The following is a 23,334-nucleotide window of genomic DNA, read 5'->3' as shown; positions in this document are numbered from 1 at the left end:
AAACCATGGTGACATTGTAGGATAAACTAATATAGATGCAACCGGGTTGGTGAAATATGGACAAGTCACAGCAAGATAATCGAAATTGGAATGGTTGGGGCGACAGAGAAAAGCGCATGGAGCTGTCACCAGATGGTGCGGCTTTTATCAGCCTGAAGCTTGGAAAGGTTAAACCTCTGGGGGTGTCGACACTGGCGCGGGTGATCGATAAGGTGCCCGATTCCAGACTCAATGACAGCCAGCTATATTCCACCGACGCAGAGATCCGCTTGCGCCACGCCCGTGGGCAGAGTCTCCCCGATTGGCTGGCCATGAAGAGTGGCGAGTTTGGCGTATTTCCCGATGCCGTCGCGTTTCCAACATCCGGTGAAGATATTCGCATCCTGATGAAAGAGGCAAAAGCGAATGGCTGGCAGCTTATTCCCTATGGGGGTGGAACATCTGTGGTGGGGCATATCACGCCGTGCCTGTCAGACAAGCCCGTTATCACCGTCTCTCTGACTAAGATGAATCGGCTCCTCGAACTGGACAGGGTGGATCAGATCGCCACCTTCGGCGCCGGGGTGAAGGGACCTTTCCTGGAGGCTCAACTTCAGGCACATGGTTATACTCTGGGGCATTTTCCTCAATCCTTCGAGCTGTCTACATTGGGCGGCTGGGTAGTGACACGCTCCAGCGGGCAGCAATCACTGGGTTACGGTCGTATCGAAAATCTGTTTGCGGGTGGAGAGATAGAAACTTTCAATGGCACGGTGGATATCCCAACCTTGCCGGCATCATCGGCGGGGCCGGACTGGCGTCAGTTGGTGCTGGGTTCGGAAGGGCACCTGGGGATCCTGACCGAGGCTAAGGTGAGGGTCACCCGCGTCGCCGAAGAGGAGTTTTTCGGTGTGGCCTTTATGCCCGATTGGCGAAGTGGCATCGACTGTGCCCGGGAGATCATTCAGCAAAAGCTACCTCTGTCTATGCTGCGGGTCAGCAATAGCGAAGAGACGCATACTCAACTATTTCTGTCGGCGACTGAGACTCAGCGAAGCTGGTTGAATCGCCTGCTCTCACTCAAGGGCGTCGGTGAGGGGAAATGTATGTTGGTCTACGGCGTTACGGGAGACAAAGAGGCCAACAAACAAAACTATAAGCGACTCAAGCAGGTGTTGCGTCGGTTCAAAGGGGTTAATACCGGGCAGCGTCTGGGCAAGAAGTGGGCTCAAAAGCGGTTTAGCTTCCCCTATCTCAGGGAGACGCTGTGGCAGATGGGCTATGCCATCGATACTCTGGAGACGGCGACGAACTGGTCGAATATCGAGTCTCTGACAACCAAGATAGAGCATAGTCTGCGAGATGGATTAACCGAATTTGACTCTAAGGTACATGTATTCTCGCACCTGTCTCATCTCTATGGCGATGGCGCCAGTATCTATACCACATACCTGTTTCCTGTCGCGGATAGCTATGATGAAACCTACCGCCGCTGGCAGAAGCTGAAATCTACGACATCGAAGATGATCGTGGAAAGTAACGGCACCATCAGCCATCAGCATGGCGTCGGCAGCGATCACGCCCCCTACCTTACAAAGGAGAAAGGCGAGCATGTGATGGCGTCCCTGCAGACCTGCTTCGACTACTTCGATCCCGATAAACAGTTGAATCCGGGTAAGCTGTTTAAGGCTAAGCCTGCGGATGCTCCGATGACTCACACTGAGAAAGAACAATGAATACCCTGAGTCAGGCATCAGCCCTTGCTCGTCAGGCGTTCGCCGCCGAACAAGCCTGTGAGTACGATCTTGTCGTGATCGGCGGCGGGATCACCGGGGCGGGAATATTTCACCTGGCTGCGAACCAAGGATTAAAGGTGCTGCTCGTCGAGCAGCAGGATTTTTCATGGGGCACATCGAGCCGCTCATCTAAGATGGTCCATGGTGGACTACGTTATCTGGCTGGTGGCCAATTGCGAATGACGCGGGATACGGCCAGACAGAGGGAGGCTCTGCTTGCCGAGCTGCCGGGCTTGGTGGAACTTATGCCCTATATGATGTTGCATCGGGAGGGGGATTTCCCTTCGGCGGCGTTGTTTAAGCGGGTGCTGTCAGTCTACGATAAACTCGCCGGATGTGATTACCATAAGCCTCTTACACTCGAGAAAGCCCGAACCTGGATGTCAGATCTCTCTTTCGATGGGGTAGCCGGGGTGAGTCTGTTTGCCGATGGGGTTACCGATGATGCCCGTTTAGTGTTGCGCCTGCTTCAGGATGGAGTGCTCGCCGGGGGGCAGGCGCTTAATTACGCCAAAGTCACAGGACTCATCGAGTCAGAGAGTGGGGTCTCGGGGATCGAACTCAAGCTTGACGAGGGTAAGCATAAGATAGGCGCCAAGTGCGTCATCAATGCGACCGGTAGCTGGGCATCACTGCTTCATCCACTTGAGAAAGGCTTGCTCAGGCCGTTGAGAGGCAGCCATCTGGTACTGCCTTTCGAGCGACTTCCTGTCTCTGCATGCATCACCTTCTTTCACCCCATAGATAAACGCCCCGTCTATATCTATCCATGGCAGGGCTGCACTGTGATCGGCACAACGGATCTTGATCATAAGCAGGGGGTCGAAACTGAGCCGGGAATATCTGCAACCGAAGTAGATTATCTGCTGCAACTGGCCCGGCACTATTTTCCTGATAAAGATATTGATGAGGAGGATGTGATCAGTTGCTGGAGTGGTATCAGGCCGATATTGAGCGCATCCACCGATACGGCACCCTCTAAGGAGTCCCGTGAACATGTTATCTGGTCTAAACCCGGCCTTGTCTCAGTCACCGGGGGCAAACTCACCGGTTATCATCTGATGTCAAAAGAGGTATTGGAGAGTATCAAGACTCAATTTCCCGATCTGTTGAGCGATCTTAAACAGGCTAAGTTCAGTCAACCTGCTACGGGTTATGCGGACAAGCGGCTCATTGGGTATTTTGGCCATTTTGCGACACGCATTTCTGAGATGAAAAACAATCAGCAGATCGGCATAAGCCGCTGCCAGTGGCGTGAGCTGGAGTGGTCGCTGGCCCATGAGAGTGTGGTGCATCTCGATGATCTCCTGCTGCGACGTACCCGTTTGGGATTATTGTTAGGAGATGGCATCATAAAGTATCGCGAGCAAATTCTCGCGCTGTGCTGCCAATCACTGAACTGGTCTCAGTCACAGGCTGAGCAGGAGTGGCTCAGGTTTGAGCAGATCTTTTCGAAATACTACTCTCTGCCAAACACAGACAACTTACTAAGTACAGACAGTCTATGATGAATGAAAAAGATAACGGCTACCTACTGGCTATCGATAATGGCACTCAGAGTGTGCGTGCATTGATCTTCGATCTACAGGGGCAATTGGTCGCCAAATCTCAGGTGAAGCTTGTTCCCTACGTGTCACCACAGTCTGGTTGGTGTGAGCAGAGTGGCGAATATTACTGGGATAAGTTGTGTCAGGCCTGCCAGTCACTCTGGGCTCAGGGGATAGATAAAACCAGGATCAGAGGCATGTCAGTGACCACACAGCGCGGCACTATGCTGCCACTGGACAGCGAAGGCAACCCACTGCATGACGCCATTTTATGGCTCGATCAGCGTAAAGCCGAACCAGAAAAGAGCCTGGGAGGTTTCTGGGATCCGCTGTTTAAAATGATGGGGCTTGAGGAAACCATCAACACCTTTCGAAGCCGGGCACAGCCTAACTGGCTCTATCAGGCCAGGCGAGAGCTATGGGATAAAACCTATAAATTTACCTTTCTGTCGGGCTTTTTTCATCATAGATTGACCGGCGAGTGGCTCGATTCATCGGGCTCCCAGGTGGGCTATCTTCCATTCGATTATAAGAAGCACAGGTGGGCGAAAAAATGGGATTGGAAGTGGCGAGCGCTGAATGTGAGAGAAGATCAGCTGTTGCCTCTGGTGGATCCCGGCGATCGGATCGGTGAGATCACGGCTCAGGCTAGTGCATTGACCGGGATCCCGGAGGGATTACCTGTGATAGCCGCTGCGGCGGACAAGGCATGTGAGGTCTTAGGCTCTGGCGGTCAACACTCAGATGTGGGTTGCCTGAGTTTTGGTACTACCGCGACCATAAATGTCACCATGAAGCGTTATGTTGAGGCGGTGCGCTTTCTCCCGCCTTATCCGTCAGCCATTGCCGGTTCTTACTGCAGTGAGGTGATGTTATATCGGGGCTTCTGGATGGTGAGTTGGTTTAAGGAGCAGTTTGCGCATATCGAGAAGGCAAAAGCGGATGAGGCGGGAATAGAGGCCGAAGCGCTGTTCGATGAGTTGGTCAATACCGTGCCCCCCGGTTCCATGGGCTTGATGCTTCAGCCCTATTGGGGGCCTGGTGTTAAGCAACCGGGTCCTGAAGCTAAGGGCGCCGTGATAGGTTTCGGTGATATTCATACCCGGGCCCATCTGTATCGGGCGATATTGGAGGGGTTGGCGTTCGGCCTTAAAGAGGGGCTTGAGGCCATCGAAAAGCGCAGTGGCTGCAAAATAAAAGAGCTCAGGGTCTCCGGTGGCGGTGCCCAGAGCGATGCGGCCATGCAGATTGCCGCCGATGTGTTCGGTCTAACCACGGTAAGGGCTCATACGGTGGAGACTTCGGGACTGGGCGCCGCCATCGATGCCGCGGTAGGACTGGGCTTGCATCCTGATTTCGACAGTGCAATTAAGGCCATGGTGCATCAGGGCAAACGCTTCGAGCCCGACGATGAGCATTATAAGATGTATCAGCGACTCTACGGTGAGGTCTATCTCAATATCTATAAGAAGCTGCAACCTCTTTACTCTAAGATCAGAGATATCACGGGCTACCCTGAATAAAGCCCGGTCGTCAGAGTGGGCGTTTTGACTTTTAGTAAGGGGATTGTGCCTTGTTAGGTTATATTGGCTAAATCAGATGATAAATCTAAGGGATAAATGGAAGTGAAAAATTGAAACTCTCTGATATGAAATATAACTTTTGCTCCTTTGGATTGGTGATAGGCGCTCTGGTATCAGTTTTGGTGACATTAATTATTCTGGTATGGGAGTGGGTCGAAAACCCGGGCGGTATCTTTCATGATAAGAATGGTACCAATTGGAATTTTGTTTTTGATACGGCTTCGAGCTGGTTTGTGCCTACATTCATGTATGCTGCGCTCATAGTTACAGTACTCTACCTGCTGCTCTATGTCATACAATGGGTTAAACAAACTCGCCGGAAATAGCAAATGCTAGCCATTTATTAAATAAAGACAAAGTGGTATCTGTTGTGTTTTTTATTGCACTTTGTCTGTACGGCAAAGTGCAATTAGCGTCTATGACATGATTCTGTTGACGATATCACATTCGTCCAGCTCGGCAGACTTCTCCCTGTTTATGTATACCGCTATGGGGCCGTCAACAGTACCTGAAGTTGGGCCTTCGCATTTTTCTAAATTTTCATTTTTCAGTATCATCTGTTCGGGGAGTAGGCCAATCCCAATGCCTCTCTCGATGAGTTTTGATGAAAAGTCAGGGGTATCGATGATCATTATCTGCTTATAATCTGCGCCCTCAGGCATGCACTGACTCAGGTCGTGCCAATGATTCCAGATATCTGAATGAACGAAGGTGGGGATGGGAGAAGTGAACTCTGTATTTGTCTTTTTTGCCCAGTAAAATTGAAGGTTATCCAGCTCAACAGCGTGTTCGAAAACGGGGTGGTCGTTGAATATACCTTCGGTTATCACTACGTCGACCTCGCCTGAATCCATCCAGTTTTTAATCGTAGTCAACTCTCCGGTACTGATCTGCATAAAGAACTCAGACAGGAATTCTTTAGTTAACTTAGGTTCAAGGTACTTTTCATAAAGTCGTGGCTGAGTGGCTATCTTAATTAATGCCTTACCCTTAATCCTTCTGATCCCCTGTTCGATATTTTCAAAGGACTTTATTGCCTTTTCGACTTCGGCATACAAGACAGCCCCTTTTTTGGTGAGGTGGACACCATGCTTGTCTCGTTCAAACAGCTTTATCCCTATCTCTTTTTCTAATGCGATGATTTTTGAGCTTACACCTGGTTGTGAAACCTGCATAAATTCAGCTGCCTTGGAGAAAGATGAATACTTAGCAGCGTAGTAGAAATAGTGGATTTTTGTGTTCTTTAGCATGTGATTGTATTTCTTATGTCATTGTTTTGTTAAAAGCGTGAGTTCCATCAAAATACCAATGGAATTATCAATTGGTTCGAAATTGTGATTATGACTCTAACCGCTTGCTATTAGGCTGACTCGGTTCAAACTTCTGTCACCCTGTCAGGTATAAGCTGTAGTTATGCGTCGGTATACCAGACTTTTATCACATAAACTTAGTCCACCTCCCAATATTATTCTCGGCAGAATTAATGAGAAGCAAGAAAAGGGTTTGATGATGACAAAGAGCAAGTTGATTACACGCACGCTACCAGTGTTGATTGGTGCCGTTCTAATGGCTCCGGCCAGCTATGCCGAAACATTTACCTTGGATGGTAAGAGTCTGACAGTAGAGACGCTTCGGGAAGCTGCACAGCCTGGGAACGATGTTCGAATATCTAAAGCGGGCTGGAGTCGTATTAAGAAATCATATGACATATCTATCGATGCCACTAAACATGGTAAAACGGTTTATGGGCTTAACGTAAATTTTGGTGAACTCAAGGATCAACAGGTAGTTAACGGTGACGTCACTAAAGAGCCAATGAGAAGCGCATCCATCGCGTTCAATGAGCGTCAAATGCGTATACAAGCGGCTGGGGTTGGTCCATTCCTGGCCAATGATATCGTTAAAATGTCGATGATTATTCGCTTGAACCAGATGGCTGCAGGGCTTACTGGCATGACGACTGACGCCGCCAATGCGTTCATACAGCTTGTGAATAACGATGCTAATCCACTTATACCTAGTCGCGGCTCTATGGGGTTAAACGATTTAGCCTGGCCGACTCATATCGGCTTAGCGCTTATGGGTGAGTGGGACATTAACTATAAGGGTGAGCGAAGAGACTCAAAGGAGGTGTTGAAAGCGCTTGGGATGAAAAAATTCCGTCCTTTTGGTCTGGATGGGATCTCAATCTTATCGAATGCTAACGTCTCTATGGCGATCCTGGTCGACGCGATGCAAAAGGCCGATAAGATCATCAACTACTCTCCCTATCTGATTGCTGCAGGCCTTGAAACGCTTAATGGCAATGTCAGCCCATTCCTGTGGCATTCTGTCGAGGGAAAGGGGATGCCGAAAGGACATGAAGCTGCCGAAGCGATACTTTTATCATTGAAGGGGTCTTATCTGTGGGATAAGAATGATCAGCGTGGTTTACAAGATGCACTATCATTTCGTAGTGCTCACTGGACTCTGGCGACAGCATTGAATGAGATGGATCGCCTTAAGGATTTGGTTAATATTCAAATTAACCATACGTCAGATAACCCTCTTGTGACGATTGCCGGTAAGAGTGACCTTTGGTATTCAGATACTCCGGTCGTTAAGCATTATGCTGTCGACCCCAGCGGTGCCAAACGCGATTACATCAACTCGAACTCAGCCTTTGATTTCACTCAGATAGCCTTACAAACAGAAAGTACCATAAAGGCGATGGCACATCTGTTACATGGTTCGGGATGGAGAATCATGCAGGTTGATGACTCACGTCGTACCCATATGAGTAAGTATCTGTCTGCTAAGTCTAATGTGACTAACGGTGTCCATGGTGATGGTTTTGCTAACATTGGCCAGCCGATGGTCGGTCTTTATGCAGAAGCTATGTCGTTGACCAATAACGTGACGCTTTACGGTATGCCAACCTCTGGTGGTATCGAGGAGATGTATAGCAACGTCAACCTAACGGCGGACCGCTTACGTCAGATGGCTAACGTGGGGGCTGAGATCTTATCTTTTGAAGTCTTGCATATGACTCAGGGGGCTCAAATGCGCAGAGACGAGCAGGGCTACGAGCTGGGCGAAGGTACCAAGCGTCTGCTTAAAGCCTACCGCAAAGTTGTTCCATTCGTAGATAAAGACAGAGCCTACACCAGAGATATCAACAACGGCGTCCAGTTCATCAAGAACTTTCAGCTGGAATCACTATACGAGTAATCGTTCTTTAACCCCCCTCTACTTCATCGAGGGGGGAGCTTTCCCGAGAGAGAAATTATGAAACGTAGAGACTTATTAAAGGCTGCGGCGATATTGCCTGTGGCAACGTTAGGTATGGCTCATGCTGCCAGTGCCGACAAAAAAGAGAAGATGTCATTCGACGAAGTGTATGACCTTATCATTGTAGGTAGTGGATTCGCTGGATTATCCGCGGCCTACTCGGCGAATAAAGCGGGACTGAAAAACATCTTAATTATCGAGAAGATGATTGCCTACGGTGGCGCGTCAGCTATCTGTGGTGGCATCGTGTGTATGCCAGGTACCAAGCTACAAGAGAAACATGGCATCGAAGACTCAGCAGAACTATTGGTGCAAGACATGGTTAAAGTAGGCCGTGGGTTCAACCACCCTGAGCTTGCAATGACGATGGCAACCCAAGCCAGCACAGCCTACGACATGATGATGGACTGTGGTGTTGAATTCAAAGATAAACTGCTCCGCCTTGGTAGTCACAGCGCGCCAAGAGGACACATCCCATCGAACGCATCGGGCGGTGGAATCGTAGTACCTATGCACAAGCATCTACTTGAGAAAGGTATTAAGTTCCAGAACCGTACAAACGTGTCGGCGATCATCAGCGACGACAGCGGCGTTAGCGGTGTTGCCGTTCAAACGGACTTCGATTCTAGGACAGGAAAGTTTGCTAAAGAGTTAACCTACAAATCACGCCACGGTGTAGTGATTGCATCAGGTGGCTGGGGCAGCGACAAGCAGTTCGTGAAGACCACTATGCCGGTTTATGCAGACCTGAGAACCACTGCTCAGTCGGGTGCTACGGCTGACATGATTAAGTCGTTACTGGCAGCGGGTTCATTGCCGGTTATGTTAGACATGTACCAGTTAGGGCCATGGGGGTCACCAGATGAACGCCCGGCAGGCCCGGGTTCTTTCTTCTCTGATTATGCCTTCAGTGAAGGGATTGCCGTAGACCCTAAGACGGGTAAACGTTTTGTGAATGAGCTTTCATCTCGTCGCACCCGTTCAGAAGCTGAATTAGTTGTGATGCAGAAAGGCACCAAAGAGACGCCAAACTATCCATTTACGTTCTGCAGTGAAGAAACTACCGAGCATGCTGAAGGGTTTCATGCGGCTTATCGCGACGGTGCGGTGAAGAAGTCTGACTCAGTAGCCGAGCTGGCAAAGCGCCACGGCGTTGACGAAGCAACATTGACACAGACTATCGCTGATTGGAATGAGATCGTAAAAGGCGCACCGGACCCATTCAACAAACCATTGGACGTAAAAACCGAGCTAAAAGCGCCGTTCTACTCATTCCGCTTGTCACCTGTACTGCACTACTGCATGGGTGGTGTTGCGATTACTCCAGATGCACAGGTCATCGATGCAACGACATGTGAGCCGATCAAAGGGTTATTCGCTGCGGGTGAGATTGCTGGTGGTGTTCACGGTATGGATCGTCTGGGCGGTTGTTCGTCAATTGACGGTTTAGTGTTTGGTCAAATCGCAGGTCGTACTGCTGCAAAATATAAGGCGAATGCGTAATGAAAACCTCTTTAATCGCAGCCGCTGCTGTAATGCTACTCTCTTTCGGTGCTAATGCTGCCAACACCATGAAACCTCATCACGAGGATGCGTTAGATTGCCGTACTTGCCACACAACCAAAGGTAAGTTTCAGCGTCCGGAGGCTGAAACGTGCATTGAATGTCATGGTGGGATGAGCGAGATCCCGACAGATCCAAATCGTTGGGATAAAAACCCACACAGTTCACACCACTATGAAGACCTGCTTGAGTGTACAGCCTGTCATTCAGAGCATAAAGCCTCACGAGCTATTTGCTCAGAGTGCCATATCGTTGAATTTCCAAACCTAAAATAAAAATATAGGCAAAACTATGACAAAATTTACTGCGATTGCTGCGTCCCTGCTAGCAGTACTTGCAGTCCCTGCGGGGGCTGCGGAAATAAATGAAAACCTCAACATTGGCGGTTCTGTACGTGTTAATTACAGCTACATCGACTACAGCGAGTCATCAAAAGATAAGCTTGGCGATATCGCGTTTGACACACTATCGCTGACAGCAAGCGGTCAGAGCGGCAACTGGGGTTTTGCCTCCGAGTACCGACTGAACAATAGTACAGACTATCTGATTTTAGGTTACGCGACCTATGACATGTCACCTGAGTTGCAGATCCAGGCCGGTGTAACCCATGTTCCTTTCGGAAACCATGGCTACATATCAAACTCTTGGTGGATGGGCTTGCCTTACTACCTTGGCTTTGAAGATGACCGCGATGTTGGCGTAAAAGCTGTCTACAAGACAGGTGGAATGCAGACAGACGTTGCCTTCTTCAAGAGTCCTGAATATGGTGCTAGCAATAACGCCAGATACGCCGCAGATTTGTTCACAGGCACTATCAACGGGACTGAGTACAACAATGAAGAAACTAATCAGTTCAACCTGCGCCATACCCAGACGTTCAGCGGGGTTACGGTCGGTGCATCGGGGCAGTATGGTCAGATATATAACAGCGGGACTGGCAATACAGGCGACCGCTTTGCTCTTGCTGCTCACTTAAATGGTAACTTCGGTTCCTGGAACGTTCAGATGCAGGCTATGCACTATGAATTTGATGCTGCAGATGCTGAAGACGAAAACAAGATCGGCGTGTCCGTTGTTGGCTGGCAGTATGAAGTTTCGGCTAAGGGCCAGATCTATAACTTTAACGTAGCAAAAACCATGGCTACGGACTGGGGCAGCGTTAAGTTCTATAACGATTTTGGCTTACTGACTCCCGATGTTGAAGACGACTCTTATGATAATAGCTTTCAGAATGTAACTGGTATGGCAATTGCCGCAGGCCCAACTTATACCATGGTTGATCTTATCGCCGGTAAGAACATGACCTTCTCGACAGCGAACAACGATCACGTTGGCCTGCCTGAGATTGGTGATGATTGGGATTATCGGGTCAATATTAACTTCGGGTATTACTTTTAGGAGTCCTTAGCTTTACCCTGAATAATCACCCCGTCTGTAAATCTCCTTCATCTCTTTCAGGCGGGGCTGAATTCATCAAAATACCAGTATCCCAGAAACACAGGTGCAGACAAATCTAAGATGTTTATACAGATATTAGCTGGGGTGATGAGTGTGTAATGATTGAAGTCTGGTGGAGTTCACTACACTTGACTACAAAAGGATGTTTGAGGGGCTGCTGAGTAAAATAAGCTTGAATCCAGGGGGAGAATCCTAGATTCAAGTCGTAGTAAGCAGATTAATAAAAGTCTCTGCCTATGGCTCGCTGAAGTGCTGCTGCAGCGAGTCGCTCTTCCAAGCGTTTTTTTACTTCACGTCTGTGTTTTAGATCATCGGCGGCCCGTTGATTTTTTGGGGCCGTCATCGCTTCTATCTCTGCATCGTTGGGCACAAGGTCAATAATCTGAGCCATAACCAACTCCTCTCTTGTGAAATACTTATGGCATTTTAATAGGTGCCATTGATTAAGAAATGACACCGTTACGGGTGTCAGAAAGTTAATGTAAAGAACAACAAAAAAGCGCTATAGCTTAAGACGTTAACTCGGGTGAGTCGGAAACATTAGTAAGCGCTGATGAGAAAGATATCAGGCTCTTGTGAGGAAAAGTGAGATCGATTTAACATTATCTGTAGAAGAGTAAAAAACTAACTTTTTGATTTCTTTCTAACCATGAGGAATAAAATGTTACTATATATCAGTGGATTAAAAATGTTTTGTAGATGCGCTATCGCTATTTTAGCGATGACGCATCTAGCTTGAGATCACAAATTGAAATTCTGGTATTAGCTTAAGGTGTTTTTCAACAACAGCAGGTCGCTACACCAATTTGCTGGGTTAATTCGTTTAGATGTTATATAGCCCGAAGTTATAGATCGAAGCTATAGCTGTACCCCAAGATCACTTTGGGATCATCTTGGTCGAGATCGGTATCACTCACCATAAAGGAGACAGTGCCGATATCGGTATCCTTATTCAGCGAGAGTGAATAATCGGCGTAGTTGTCGACATCAAACCAGGCGGTACTCACATCGCCGGATGAGTAGCCGTAATGCAGATCTAAGCTTAAGGTGTCCGAGAAAGGGAATGAAAAACCTGCCTGGATATAGGAGAGATCTTTTTCATCCAGTGGATCTGATGCGACATCACTGTCGGCATTGGCTATCTGGGAGTAACTTACCGAGAACCATTTCCAGCTTAATGCCGCCGTGATCTCTCCGAAGTCTACACTGCTGTCGCTGTCAGGGTAGGCATAATAGAGATAGCTGACATCGTAACCAAAGTCTTCACCTATTGAACCAGCATAGCCAACATAGAAATCAATTTCATAGCTCGTATCATCACCAAAATCTACATTCGAAGCCCATGTGCCTAAGTAGAGTCCGCTATCATGCTCATAATCGATGCCGGCTTGAACGGCGACAGCGTCTTGAGTCTGAGTGACTCCTCGCCAAAGGTAGTTAGAGCTGGCGCCGATATTAGCTGTGACACTTGCATTGGCGCAAAAGGCCATTAATAGGCCTGAGACCAGGATTACGGTAGATCTGAGTGCTTGTTTCATATTCATCCCCTTTCATTGAGCTGTAAGTTCATCTTTGTTTTTTATTACTGCTTTATAAAGGATTGCTAATCTTGTGCCATGTTTTTTTATCAATATTATCAATGGATTAATATTTGCTTACTCTAGAGTGGCGAGTGAGATGGTTATTATTGGAGCAGGAGATGCACTCGAGTAGTGCATAGCAGCCGAATGGGGCGCGGAGAGTGTTTCGATAAGCGGATACAAAAAAACCTCCATAAGGAGGTTTTTATTTATAAACAATGAAAAAGCGTGATTAGTTAACGCTATCTTTCAGAGTCTTACCAGCTTTAAATTTTGGAACGGTTGCTGCTGGGATTTGGATCTCTTTACCCGTTTGAGGGTTGCGACCAGTGCGTGCAGCACGATTAGAAGTTTCGAAAGAACCAAAACCAACGATTGAGATCTTATCACCATTTTTCATCGCTTCGGTGACAGTCTCTTCAAAAGATTTCAGTGCGCGTGCAGCTTCTGCTTTAGTCAGTTCCGCATTCTCAGCCATTTTTGCAACAAGTTCAGTCTTATTCATTTGAATAGTCTCTTCTTTCCGTAGATTTAATTATACCAATCACATTAATTACTTAGTAATCGCTGGACCTAACATGCCATAAGCCATGGCATATTAAAAGTGCTTTAGCGCTCAGAATTGCCCTTTGAGGTCAATATTTGTCTAAAAATAGATCAATTCATACTTGTTGGACTAATGAACAAGCATTCTACCGAGCCGTTCAGCTGCTTTCCTGGGGAATTAGCTATCCGCTGCCTCTCTTTAAATCCCTGTTTTGTGGTCACTCATCGAGCAGTTGATAGAGAATCTGTTTAACAAGTTGAGGTTCAAAGGGTTTATCACAAAGGGCATTGACGCCTGCCTGAGATACATTACTGAGGTGGGTATCATTTGCCTCCGAGGAAACCATAAGTATAGGGATATGAGATTGCTGACTATGATTACGAATAAATTGGGTCAAGGCTAAGCCATCGACACTGGGCATATTGTAATCTGTGATCACTAAGTCAAACATATTCAATTTCATTATTTCGATGGCTTCCGCACCATCTTCGGCCTCGGTGATCAACTGAAGGCCTAAATTTGAAATTGTTCGTCTGATGATATTTCGAGCCATCTTGCTGTCATCGACAACAAGGACTCTCAGGTTATGTACATCGAAGTGATTGAGATCGAGCTCATCTTGGCTTAAGAGGTCGATTGTGGCATTGAGGGCTTTACCTAAGTGTTCAGATGAGAATGGCTTAGGAAGAATGGAAACCACGCCTGACTGCCTATAAACCTCAAGCTGTTCACGGCGGCATTCACTCGAAACCAGCATAAATTGAATGTCTCTGTATTCATCAGTCTCTTTTAACTGTTTCAGTAGATCTAATGCTGTGCCATCTTCGAAATGCATGGCACTGGCAACTAGGTCGGGATGATGGCGACTAATGATAGTTTGGGCTTCAGTTAGACTCGTTGCGGTTTGAATATTGCTGATGCCTTCATGGGTTAACCTGCTACAGATAATTTTTCTCTGGGTATCAGAAGGCTCTACAAGAAGTATTGAAAGCTCACTAGGCAATAATGTGCTCATAGTCTCGATTCTTATTATTAGTATGTGGCGGCTAAACTACTCTAAAGACAACATCTTAGCAACAACTTCCCACCGTTCACACCGGCTCTGGTCGTCTTTATTCTGTAGTGCCACTGACCAGATATGCTTTTGTTGTTTTAGAGAAGGCGACCCAAAACTGAAAGGCTAATAGAAGTACACCAGAGACTGCGATTAATGGTACTGGGATCTCTTGATTATTGATCACCACCTTCACATCTTCAGGTGTTATTTGATAAGCGATGATGGCGGCCCCTGCAAGCGCGGCTAAGCCTAATGTCTGAATGAAAAGATAGACTTTAAATGCGATACCAGCCCAGCTGGTTCTCATCGCCAATCCAACCAGCACAGGGATCACGCCTAATGAGAACAGGTCTATGGCTTGAATGCTCAGCGCACGCCAAATAGCGATAATGGCAAAGATCGCATACAGCAACATGATGATAGAGAGTGCGGGAGTAGGCTTTTTCATTGAGTGTCTCTTTGGTAGCGCGTTAGTAGAGTTAATGACCGGCGAGTGTAAAAAAATCAGAGTTAAGAGTCAAAATCAAACTGATATAGATTAGAATAGCGTGAGGAAAACAAAGTGAGAGTTTTATGACCGAAACAGAATTTTGGCAGCTAGTAACGAGAACGACATCTGACCAAGACCAGATCAGTTTAGCCGAGAATTTAAAGGGTAAACTTGAGGCCCTTAGTGATGAGCAGCTTATTGAGTTTGATAAGTTCTTTGGACAACAGATGCGTCGGTCATATTCCTGGTCGGTATGGGGAGCCGCCTATATCATTACCGGGTGTGATTCAGAGTATGCCTTTGCTGAGTTCAGATGTTTTCTTATCTCATTAGGTAAAGAGTGGTACGACAAAGTTGTTCTTAACCCGGATGATCTTGGACAGCTTGTTCAATGGCCGGAAAAAGATGGCTATGCTTATCCATTTTTAGATGAATATGACCTGATAGCCGGACAAATTTTTGAAGAGAGAACGGATGGGGAGTTACCTTTCGTACCTTCGGGAATGGCGACTCCTCAGGGAAAGAAGTTCTCGACCAAGAAGAAGCAACTTAAAGCTACCTATCCTCAATTGAGTGAGACATTTCCGTTTTAGCCTGCTTTACCAATTGGTATTATATCTACTGTTATTAGACAAAAAGCGAGGATATCCTCGCTTTTGATAGATTCTTTTTTTTATCCGATAGTTATTCGTAACAGACCTCGGCATCATTGTCGTAGTGCATTCCGTTGTCATCACAGGTCTTATCCATAAACTGCTCCTCAGCCGTCGACAATTCGAGATCAAATTCATCTTGCTGGCTCTCAATCAAAGAGTTTTCTGATTTACTCTGTTGTGTGGCTAAAATCTCTAAGTGGTGATTCACAGCAGCCTGTTCTGTTGGCGTCAATTCATCTGCTTTTGCCTGCCCGACAAATGCGCTTGCGATTAGCAAGGCAGCGATGAAGGCGACCTTTCCTGAAAATGCGATCTTGGTTTGTGTGATTGAGTGGCTCATAAATAATCTCCAGATTTTGAAGTTGTGACCATAATGGAACCGTTTTCTCTTGATCCTGTCTCTTTCAACAAATATGGATAAGAGGTGTCATCCTAAGGCTATTAGTCTTGATTAATTAATGCGTATATTACCCGGTAAAAGATGTACCTAAGCTGAATGAAAAACGAACAGTTTTGGAGTCTGGAGCTTGAAGTACCAATTATTGCTGGAGTTAGAGATGAACTGGTTTAGAAGCGGCTCTGGCCGCGAATGCTTCTTTGCACGCTGTTTTGAATGCTCGAGCCTGAGTCGTCATTCTGAACTTGTTTCAGAATCTATATTCTTGAAGGTGAGACGAACGAAGAGGGGGAATGGCTAACTTAATTTGCCTTATATATAAGAGAGGCCATATAGCCTCTCTATATTTAATGCATCAATTACTGCCCTACACAGACTTCCTCGCCCGTATTCAGGTCGATACTGTATTCGCTGCAGATTGGTTGTAATAGGTTAAGCTCTTCATCTTTGAGTTGATTCTCAATAGCTTCTAACTGTTTATCTGCGCTCATATCTTCTGCGAGAGCTTCATATTGTGACAGTATTTCATCGGCAGACGTTGCGCTCTCCTCAATACTTATAAGTTCGCTTGCGTTTGCACTCACACCAACACCCATCAAAAGTGGGAAGGTAAAGATGCTGATAATTAAGGTGTTTTTTATGCGAAATGTCATAGTGTTGCTCCTATACACATAATGAGGGATGCCCTCCGAAATATGGAAGCGGGATATTAACATCGGAAACTTGAATATTTGCTGAATTGGTAGTGAAACTGTGGTGATCTCTTGTTATAAAAATGCCGTAAACATAACGCTGGCTACTCTGAACCAGCATTTAACACCGTTTCATCTACTCATTTTCCATCGTCTCGCATTGGAACCCTTGGCGGCTAGAGTCAAAACGGCACCTTAAACCACATTCCCATGGAGCTTGTCCGTTCTCTGCTGACTTCTCTAATGAATAGTCTCTGCACGAGGGGTAGTCCTCGAAATCATCGACCTTTTTATATCGACCTGAATTATAGCCATTGGTATAGACAAAAGAGGACCAGGTTTCCGGTTCATCAGACGCTTCGGATTGGTTAATCAGATAGAGCGTGAGCCCAAGGGTCATGAAAAGGGTAACAACAAAGATAATGGGTAGAGAGTTTTTCATTTATGAAACAGCCCTGTATAGAAGGAGCGGATATTCTATACCCAAGTGATACCAACCGGTATAAGAAAGTGAGCTACCCAGAGTATTTTTGGCAAACTAATTCAAGGCTGTGATTGATGAAGTGCGTACTCCTTAAGACTCTTTCCTTGTTGGTATCATATATCTGGCCATGATAAGTATTGATACAGTTTTTTCCGGTATTGATGAGAACAAATCGCGAGGGATACGGTCTATTTTCAATAGTGTGCTATACAGTTGGATAGGCATTAATTCTTTTGCATTAAGCCCATATTCAGGATAGGTTTTGTATATTAAACCAGCACCGTAAGAGTGCCATATTAATATCGACATTTGTGGCAGTCACAAAGATTTAGCTATAAACATCCGAGTTCAGCCTTAGGAGGCTCATATGAAGTTAACCTACATCTTATTAGCGGGAGTATTAACTTCCACTGCTGCAATTGCAGCAGATGAAATTGTTGAGAATCCTGTGACCGAGCAAGGGATGGTCAAAATTGAGTGGCAAGAGCCTAAGAACTTTCGTGATGTGAAAGCCGTCGGTGATATTCAATCCCGCTATGAAAAAAGAACGTTTGAGCTCCTGACCAAGAACTTGAATAAAGAGGCGGGTAAAACATTAAAGAGCGAGCAAAAGCTTGAGATGCTGGTGACTGATCTCGATCTTGCCGGGGATGTCAGGCCTACATTTGGTGCCACAATGAATGATATTCGCTTAGTTGAAGAGCTCTACCCTCCACGTATCACTTTTAGCTATAAAATTCTCGAAGGAGACAAGGTTATTATGGCTGGTGATGAGAAATTGACCGACATGGGCTTTATGCAAAGAGTCGGACGTGCGAGTGATAAGCCGATGAGATACGAGTCAAAAATGCTTGCTGACTGGCTGAAAAAGACGGTCGAACCTAAATTGTAATGGACAGTTAAGCGATTCTGTCATTGGGTTGTTTAAAAAGGCTAAATGAGCTGACTGCTTGTTTAGCCTTTTTTTGTCGATTACCGTTATCATCATAAACAAAACAGCAAGAACACTAGGGTGCTAAAATGATGGTCAGGTAACCGAATCACCCGTGGATTTCACAGTTTACTTTGATTGCTCTTTAAACGCTTGCAGGGTTTGCAGCAATACACCAAGTTTACGGACAAATTTTTCTAAAGCCGCGGGTAGTTTTTCTGCATCGGTCGGCATCTTGTCCAGTTCATCTGCAAGCTCTTGAACATAGGGGCGGAAGCGGTTGCTGTTTGTGCTGAAGCCCTCTTCTTGAGTAAAGATGGTATTAAATTTTACGTGACCGGCTTTTTTTAATTCATCTAACTTACCGTCGGCATCGATCGATTTGCGATAGGCTGTTTGTAAGTTGTCTTTCAGTTGTTCAATAACACGTGTGTGTGGCATAACAGCCTCTCATTTACATAAATTTTAATTGTCGGGATTATAAGGGGCGAAGCAGATGGCAACAAGTCAACTGAAGCGATTAGTTGCATTGGTATGTATGTTTATGGCTATGGGGCTAGTTGGTGCTCAGGCGGCGCCACTGGATACACCACCATTTTATAAAATTGAATACAGGGGGAAGGTGTCCTACCTGCTGGGTTCGATTCATGTGGGTAAGGCAAACTTTTATCCCATGCCTGATCAAATTGAATCTCTGTTTGATTCGGCAGAGTCCCTGGTGGTCGAAGCTGATGCGGCCAGCGCGGATATTGCCACACTGATCAGAAAGTACGGAGTAGGCCAAGCGCCTATCGATATTGAGACTCAGGCTGTGCTCGATAGTTATTGTCAAAGAAGGGCCAGAGAGTGTGCAGCGTTAAGTGGTTACGCCCCTTGGTTGCAGTCGATGCAGCTGGGAATGGCCCGATTTGAAGCCTTGGGTTACAGCGCTGTATATGGGGTCGAACAGGTATTGATCTCAAAGAACAAAGGGCGGCCTGTTTTGGAGTTGGAAAGTACCGAATTTCAGTTTCAACTTATGGCTTCATTCGATGATAAGACTCAATGGAGCATGGTTAAAGAGGCCATCGAGGGACCCGATGAAGATATGCATGGCCTGATTAGCTCATGGCGTACAGGAGATGAACTTCATCTTGCCGAGCTGATGGAGGGGCAGATGTCTGATGGAGACGATAAACAGTTGCTCGAGAAGATTTTATGGCAAAGAAACATCGACATGGCGGCAAGAATAAGAGAACTCATGCTCGACCCTGCCACACCACAGCCTATGTTTATAGCTGTTGGAGCCGGGCATGTTGTCGGTGACCGAAGCATGGTGCTTGAGATGCAAAAGCATGGTGCTGAGACCACAAATTGCTGGCAACAGAGTTGCAATTAAATTGCTGTCTGCGCTACGTGCTTCAGGTAAATAACAGGCAGCTTGAAGAGGAACTGACTATACTCTGAAAGCTGGCCTGTGTACTTAAACGACTTCATCGGTTTAGTGCTTAGGTTCAGTGTTTAATAGTATTCTTTCTACAGCAGGGAGGCTGAATGCAAGCTGTCGCGATACCACCGCCACGAACTGGCTTTGAGGCGATCCCGAGAAACTGGGACAACAAACACAGTAAAGTGATTGCCAGAGTAGATCCCGGAGCCTTTTATATAACTTCCCACGATGAATATATATTTACCCGGCTCGGATCTTGTGTGGCGGCCTGTATCTGGGATCCACTCTTAGGTATTGGCGGTTTAAACCACTTTCTTCTTCCGGAAAGAGAGCTCCATGAAGATTGGCACCAATTAACCAGTTACTCCTGTCGATACGGGAATCTGGCGATGGAGCAGTTAATCAATGGTATCTTAACCTCGGGGGGTCAACGTCACCGATTAAAGGCAAAAATTTTCGGCGGCGCACAGATGACAAGAACTTCGGTGCTTAATGTCGGCCAATCTAATATTGAGTTTGTAAAAAACTACCTGGCGCTGGAAGATATCCCTATAGAAACAGAGGACTTAGGCGGTCCCTGGCCGAGAAAAGTACTTTTTCACCCCAACAGCGGTAAGGTGTTACTGAAACGCATGTCGCCGGATAGAATCGCTCAGATGATGACTGAGGAGAAGGTCTATCTCAAAGGTATTGTCACAGAGCAGGAAGATAATCAGGTCGAGTTATTTGATTAGATTCATCCCACGCTTCGTAACCCTATCCTCGAAATTTGAGTCTAGTAATCAGAGTCACGTAACCAGAGTCTCGTAGTTTGGAAACTGCAATCTGATTGATGAGTCCTGAGTAACGAATTTGTATCATTGCCTTTAATTCGTTGTTCTGCTTATTTTGCACGCCTGTTAGTCACAGGTGTTACATCCGCTTTCTGGTCACATAATGTCGGAACTAAGGACAAACTCACTCTGTTTGGGTATAATCGCTCGCTTGATATCGTTTGGTGATTTGAAATTTGAAAGGTTCGGTAAGCGTGGAAAAAGAGTATTCGATTGAATTAAAGGCGATGCCTTCGCTGTTCTCCTTGTATCGCAAGATCTTCTTTGGTCGTAAGCCGGGCTGGAATGAACAAGCATTACCGAAAATCCAGGTCAGTAGTTCAGGCGTATGCCTGTCTCGGGAAAAAGTTGAGCAATATGCCTCTGTATGTGGTTTCGACTTCGATGGTAAAACATTACCTCTGACCTATCTCTATGTGATGGCATTCCGTCTGCATGCGGTGATTTTTACCCATCAGGCTATCACCTTTCCACTGCTTGGCATGATACACCTTAGAAACAGCATCACCTTGCACAGAGCTGCCAATGTCGATGAGAAATTCAATTTCGAGTGCGAGTTGACCGATAGTCAAGTCACTGATTCCGGACTTGAATTTGATTTAGTCTCCCGTGCTTTCGTCGATGGTGAATTGGTGTGGGAGTCATTATCGACTTACCTGTATCGTATCGAAGGTGCCACGCGCCGTGTTCGCCCGCCTAAAGGGAATGGCATGGCATGGGAAACGCCCCAAGCCTGGTCTTTGTCCGATGATCTCGGACGCCGTTATGCGAAGGCTTCCGGTGATTACAATCTGATTCACCTGCATCCGGTGCTCTCTAAGCGGTTTGGTTTCGACCGGGTACTGGCTCATGGCATGTGGTCTAAAGCCCGCTGTATTGCACAGATGATGACTCAGATTGGCGATCGTCCCTGCACTGTGGATGTCGCTTTTAAGCTGCCACTTTTCATGCCTTCCGATGTGAGCTTTTCTGCCGAAATTAACGAAGATAATTTAGTGTTTGAATTGAGAGATGCCCGCGGACGCCGCCCACATCTCTCCGGAGAGCTTAGGTTTCTTTAGGCCTAAGTTTTTATCAGATAGCTCTTATCAGAATGAATGATGAAAGGCGTGAATGCGCCTTTTATTTTTTACACTTCACTACATTTACGTCACCTCTCACTAACGAGCGGAGACACATTTCTTGATTTAGATTCATAAAAGCTTAAATAAGTAAGGCATTTCAAAGTCAGCTATTTAGCTCACGTCGTAGATCCCCTATATTCGGGGCGCATATTTTATTCTACCTAGAACTATCCTACATATTATTAAAAAAGGGGAACATTAGAATGCTGACAGATATTGAGATCTCTCGTCAAACCAAGCATCGACCCATTACCCAAATCGCAGAGCAATTCGGCATTACCTCATCCGAACTTGTCCCCTTTGGCGACGCTAAAGCTAAAGTAAAGCTATCGATTCTTAAGCGCCTAGATGACAACTTAGAGGGAAAGTTAGTGGTAGTCACGGCCGTGACACCCACACCATTTGGTGAAGGAAAAACAGTTACCAGTATAGGTTTAACTCAGGGGTTAAATGCTCTGGGCAAGAAAGCCTGCGCCTGTATTCGCCAGCCCAGTATGGGACCAGTTTTTGGCATTAAAGGTGGGGCTGCTGGTGGCGGTTACTCCCAGGTGGTTCCGATGGAGGAGTTGAATCTGCATCTGACCGGTGATATTCATGCCGTGAGCAGTGCCCACAACTTGGCCGCAGCTGCGATCGATGCCAGGTTATTTCATGAGTCCAGAATGACGGCCGAGGAATACCGAGAGCTGTCGGGGCAAGTGCCTCTTAATATCGATCCGGAGAAGATCTTCTGGCGCCGGGTGGTGGACCATAATGAACGCAGTTTAAGAAATATTACCGTAGGATACGGAGACAATAACGGCCCTATACATGACTCTGGGTTTGATATTACCGCCGCTTCAGAGCTGATGGCAATATTGGCTTTGAGTCTGGACTTAAAAGATATGCGCAGGCGTATAGGAAAGCTCGTGCTTGCACTTGATACCCAAGGGCAACCGATAACCGCTGAAACCTTAGGTGTTGCCGGAGCTATGACGGTGATCATGAGTGATGCGATAGAGCCTACGCTTATGCAGACATTAACGGGTGATCCTTGCCTTATTCATGCCGGTCCCTTTGCCAATATTGCTCACGGTAACTCATCGATTATCGCCGACAGAATAGCCTTGAAACTTGCCGATATCGTGGTGACTGAAGGTGGTTTTGGATCCGATATGGGGTTCGAAAAATTCTGTAATATCAAGGCGCGTGTATCGGGTAAGACGCCCGATGCCGCCGTTGTCGTGGTGACATTAAAAGCCCTGAAAGCCAACTCGGGTATAGATTCACAAAATGATATCAATCAGCCCGACATGGCGCGTCTACAAGCAGGCTTTGCTAACCTGAAATGGCATATCGATAACGTGAGTCAATATGGCGCTCCGGTTGTCGTGGCGATTAACCGCTTTCCAACCGATACCTTTGAGGAGCTGACATGGCTTAAAGCCAAGGTGCTACAAACTTCGGCTTTTGGCTGTGAGATTTGTGATGGTTTCAGTCAGGGAGCGAAAGGCGCAGAGGCATTGGCCAGAGTCGTTGTCAGCGCAACAGAGCAGAAGTCTGATTTTAAATTCCTATACCAGCTCGATTCGAGTATAGAATCGAAACTACTTACCATCGCCGAGGCGGGGTATGGCGCCTCAGGGATAAAATTGTCAATCGATGCCGAAAGTCAGCTGCAAGATATCAAATCTATGGGGTTGGACAACCTGGCAGTGTGTGTGGCAAAGACCCCGTTATCGATAAGCCATGAACCTAAGGTTAAAGGTGTTCCAACCGATTTCGAACTGCCTATCACTCAACTTAAAGTTAATGCCGGAGCGGGCTTTATCACAGCCTTAGTCGGTAAAGTGATGACAATGCCCGGACTGGGTATCAAGCCTGGATATCTGAATGTGGATATTAACCAAGACGATGAGATAGTTGGATTAGCTTAGAA

Annotated in this window: 24 protein-coding genes; 14 read left to right on the top strand and 10 right to left on the bottom strand. The window is 46.6% G+C overall.

Annotated elements, in window-relative coordinates:
* Positions 1 to 56 precede the first annotated feature (56 nt).
* The 4 genes from EKG39_RS14150 (at position 57) to EKG39_RS14135 (ending at position 5,231) form a co-directional block, all read left to right on the top strand.
* Positions 57 to 1,715, top strand: coding sequence for an FAD-binding oxidoreductase (locus EKG39_RS14150; RefSeq protein ID WP_126506402.1), 1,659 nt, complete (start codon positions 57 to 59; stop codon positions 1,713 to 1,715).
* Positions 1,712 to 3,283 carry a glycerol-3-phosphate dehydrogenase/oxidase gene (locus EKG39_RS14145; RefSeq protein WP_126506401.1) on the top strand — a complete coding sequence of 524 codons (1,572 nt, stop codon included), beginning with the start codon at positions 1,712 to 1,714 and terminating at the stop codon, positions 3,281 to 3,283. Before EKG39_RS14150 ends, EKG39_RS14145 begins: the two co-directional genes overlap by 4 nt.
* Complete coding sequence (locus tag EKG39_RS14140) at positions 3,280 to 4,845, top strand: FGGY-family carbohydrate kinase (protein WP_126506400.1); 1,566 nt, start codon at positions 3,280 to 3,282, stop codon at positions 4,843 to 4,845. The genes EKG39_RS14145 and EKG39_RS14140 overlap by 4 nt, the downstream gene beginning before the upstream one ends.
* 125 nt (positions 4,846 to 4,970) lie before the next feature.
* A complete protein-coding gene (locus EKG39_RS14135) occupies positions 4,971 to 5,231 on the top strand; it encodes a hypothetical protein (protein ID WP_246028503.1) in 261 nt (86 codons plus the stop codon).
* Between the two features lie 90 nt (positions 5,232 to 5,321).
* On the opposite strand, the gene EKG39_RS14130 is transcribed toward EKG39_RS14135, so the two are convergent.
* Positions 5,322 to 6,155, bottom strand: a complete 834-nt coding sequence (locus tag EKG39_RS14130; RefSeq protein ID WP_126506398.1) for a LysR family transcriptional regulator — start codon at positions 6,153 to 6,155, stop codon at positions 5,322 to 5,324.
* Positions 6,156 to 6,414: 259 nt separating this feature from the next.
* Between EKG39_RS14130 and EKG39_RS14125 the strand changes: the two genes are divergently transcribed.
* Genes EKG39_RS14125 through EKG39_RS14110 form a run of 4 tightly spaced genes read left to right on the top strand, consistent with a single transcriptional unit; the run spans position 6,415 to position 11,136 of the window.
* On the top strand, positions 6,415 to 8,115 hold the full coding sequence (locus tag EKG39_RS14125) for an aromatic amino acid lyase (protein ID WP_126506397.1): 1,701 nt from the start codon (positions 6,415 to 6,417) through the stop codon (positions 8,113 to 8,115).
* A 57-nt stretch (positions 8,116 to 8,172) separates the two neighbouring features.
* Positions 8,173 to 9,678 carry a flavocytochrome c gene (locus EKG39_RS14120; protein ID WP_126506396.1) on the top strand — a complete coding sequence of 502 codons (1,506 nt, stop codon included), beginning with the start codon at positions 8,173 to 8,175 and terminating at the stop codon, positions 9,676 to 9,678.
* Complete coding sequence (locus tag EKG39_RS14115) at positions 9,678 to 10,013, top strand: cytochrome c3 family protein (protein WP_126506395.1); 336 nt, start codon at positions 9,678 to 9,680, stop codon at positions 10,011 to 10,013. The genes EKG39_RS14120 and EKG39_RS14115 overlap by 1 nt, the downstream gene beginning before the upstream one ends.
* Positions 10,014 to 10,029: 16 nt before the next feature.
* Complete coding sequence (locus tag EKG39_RS14110) at positions 10,030 to 11,136, top strand: hypothetical protein (RefSeq protein ID WP_246028502.1); 1,107 nt, start codon at positions 10,030 to 10,032, stop codon at positions 11,134 to 11,136.
* 277 nt (positions 11,137 to 11,413) lie between these two features.
* On the opposite strand, the gene EKG39_RS23420 is transcribed toward EKG39_RS14110, so the two are convergent.
* The 5 genes from EKG39_RS23420 to EKG39_RS14090 all read right to left on the bottom strand — a co-directional run bounded on the left by EKG39_RS23420 (position 11,414) and on the right by EKG39_RS14090 (position 14,828).
* The gene (locus EKG39_RS23420; RefSeq protein WP_185817611.1) at positions 11,414 to 11,587 is read right to left on the bottom strand and encodes a hypothetical protein; all 174 of its coding nucleotides are present in this window, start codon (positions 11,585 to 11,587) and stop codon (positions 11,414 to 11,416) included.
* A gap of 454 nt (positions 11,588 to 12,041) precedes the next feature.
* Positions 12,042 to 12,734, bottom strand: a complete 693-nt coding sequence (locus EKG39_RS14105; RefSeq protein ID WP_126506393.1) for a TorF family putative porin — start codon at positions 12,732 to 12,734, stop codon at positions 12,042 to 12,044.
* A gap of 274 nt (positions 12,735 to 13,008) precedes the next feature.
* The gene (locus EKG39_RS14100; protein WP_126506392.1) at positions 13,009 to 13,281 is read right to left on the bottom strand and encodes an HU family DNA-binding protein; all 273 of its coding nucleotides are present in this window, start codon (positions 13,279 to 13,281) and stop codon (positions 13,009 to 13,011) included.
* Positions 13,282 to 13,540: 259 nt separating this feature from the next.
* On the bottom strand, positions 13,541 to 14,338 hold the full coding sequence (locus tag EKG39_RS14095; RefSeq protein WP_126506391.1) for a response regulator: 798 nt from the start codon (positions 14,336 to 14,338) through the stop codon (positions 13,541 to 13,543).
* A gap of 97 nt (positions 14,339 to 14,435) precedes the next feature.
* Positions 14,436 to 14,828 (bottom strand): hypothetical protein, encoded by a 393-nt coding sequence (locus EKG39_RS14090; RefSeq protein ID WP_126506390.1) that lies wholly within the window; start codon positions 14,826 to 14,828, stop codon positions 14,436 to 14,438.
* Positions 14,829 to 14,953: 125 nt separating this feature from the next.
* Between EKG39_RS14090 and EKG39_RS14085 the strand changes: the two genes are divergently transcribed.
* Positions 14,954 to 15,463, top strand: a complete 510-nt coding sequence (locus EKG39_RS14085; protein ID WP_126506389.1) for a DUF4240 domain-containing protein — start codon at positions 14,954 to 14,956, stop codon at positions 15,461 to 15,463.
* A gap of 91 nt (positions 15,464 to 15,554) precedes the next feature.
* Here EKG39_RS14085 and EKG39_RS14080 read toward each other — a convergent pair whose 3' ends face one another.
* From EKG39_RS14080 to EKG39_RS14070, 3 genes are all read right to left on the bottom strand, one after another.
* Positions 15,555 to 15,866 carry a hypothetical protein gene (locus EKG39_RS14080; protein ID WP_126506388.1) on the bottom strand — a complete coding sequence of 104 codons (312 nt, stop codon included), beginning with the start codon at positions 15,864 to 15,866 and terminating at the stop codon, positions 15,555 to 15,557.
* 416 nt (positions 15,867 to 16,282) lie between these two features.
* Complete coding sequence (locus EKG39_RS14075) at positions 16,283 to 16,576, bottom strand: hypothetical protein (RefSeq protein ID WP_126506387.1); 294 nt, start codon at positions 16,574 to 16,576, stop codon at positions 16,283 to 16,285.
* A gap of 175 nt (positions 16,577 to 16,751) precedes the next feature.
* Entirely contained in the window at positions 16,752 to 17,057 is a 306-nt protein-coding gene (locus tag EKG39_RS14070) for a hypothetical protein (RefSeq protein WP_126506386.1), read from the bottom strand.
* A gap of 409 nt (positions 17,058 to 17,466) precedes the next feature.
* Between EKG39_RS14070 and EKG39_RS14065 the strand changes: the two genes are divergently transcribed.
* Positions 17,467 to 17,991, top strand: coding sequence for a DUF3016 domain-containing protein (locus tag EKG39_RS14065; RefSeq protein WP_126506385.1), 525 nt, complete (start codon positions 17,467 to 17,469; stop codon positions 17,989 to 17,991).
* Positions 17,992 to 18,159: 168 nt separating this feature from the next.
* Here the strand turns inward: EKG39_RS14065 and EKG39_RS14060 are convergent, their stop codons facing one another.
* Positions 18,160 to 18,471, bottom strand: coding sequence for a prephenate dehydrogenase (locus EKG39_RS14060; RefSeq protein ID WP_126506384.1), 312 nt, complete (start codon positions 18,469 to 18,471; stop codon positions 18,160 to 18,162).
* Between the two features lie 55 nt (positions 18,472 to 18,526).
* Between EKG39_RS14060 and EKG39_RS14055 the strand changes: the two genes are divergently transcribed.
* The 4 genes from EKG39_RS14055 to EKG39_RS14040 all read left to right on the top strand — a co-directional run bounded on the left by EKG39_RS14055 (position 18,527) and on the right by EKG39_RS14040 (position 23,332).
* Positions 18,527 to 19,408, top strand: coding sequence for a TraB/GumN family protein (locus tag EKG39_RS14055; protein WP_126506383.1), 882 nt, complete (start codon positions 18,527 to 18,529; stop codon positions 19,406 to 19,408).
* A gap of 155 nt (positions 19,409 to 19,563) precedes the next feature.
* Positions 19,564 to 20,193 (top strand): chemoreceptor glutamine deamidase CheD, encoded by a 630-nt coding sequence (locus EKG39_RS14050; protein WP_126506382.1) that lies wholly within the window; start codon positions 19,564 to 19,566, stop codon positions 20,191 to 20,193.
* Positions 20,194 to 20,519: 326 nt separating this feature from the next.
* Entirely contained in the window at positions 20,520 to 21,353 is an 834-nt protein-coding gene (locus EKG39_RS14045; RefSeq protein ID WP_185817617.1) for a MaoC family dehydratase, read from the top strand.
* A 266-nt stretch (positions 21,354 to 21,619) separates the two neighbouring features.
* On the top strand, positions 21,620 to 23,332 hold the full coding sequence (locus tag EKG39_RS14040) for a formate--tetrahydrofolate ligase (protein ID WP_126506380.1): 1,713 nt from the start codon (positions 21,620 to 21,622) through the stop codon (positions 23,330 to 23,332).
* Positions 23,333 to 23,334 lie beyond the last annotated feature (2 nt).

It is taken from the genome of Shewanella atlantica (assembly GCF_003966265.1).
Taxonomy (GTDB): Bacteria; Pseudomonadota; Gammaproteobacteria; order Enterobacterales; family Shewanellaceae; genus Shewanella; species Shewanella atlantica.
This window is presented reverse-complemented; position numbering and strand designations above follow the sequence as displayed.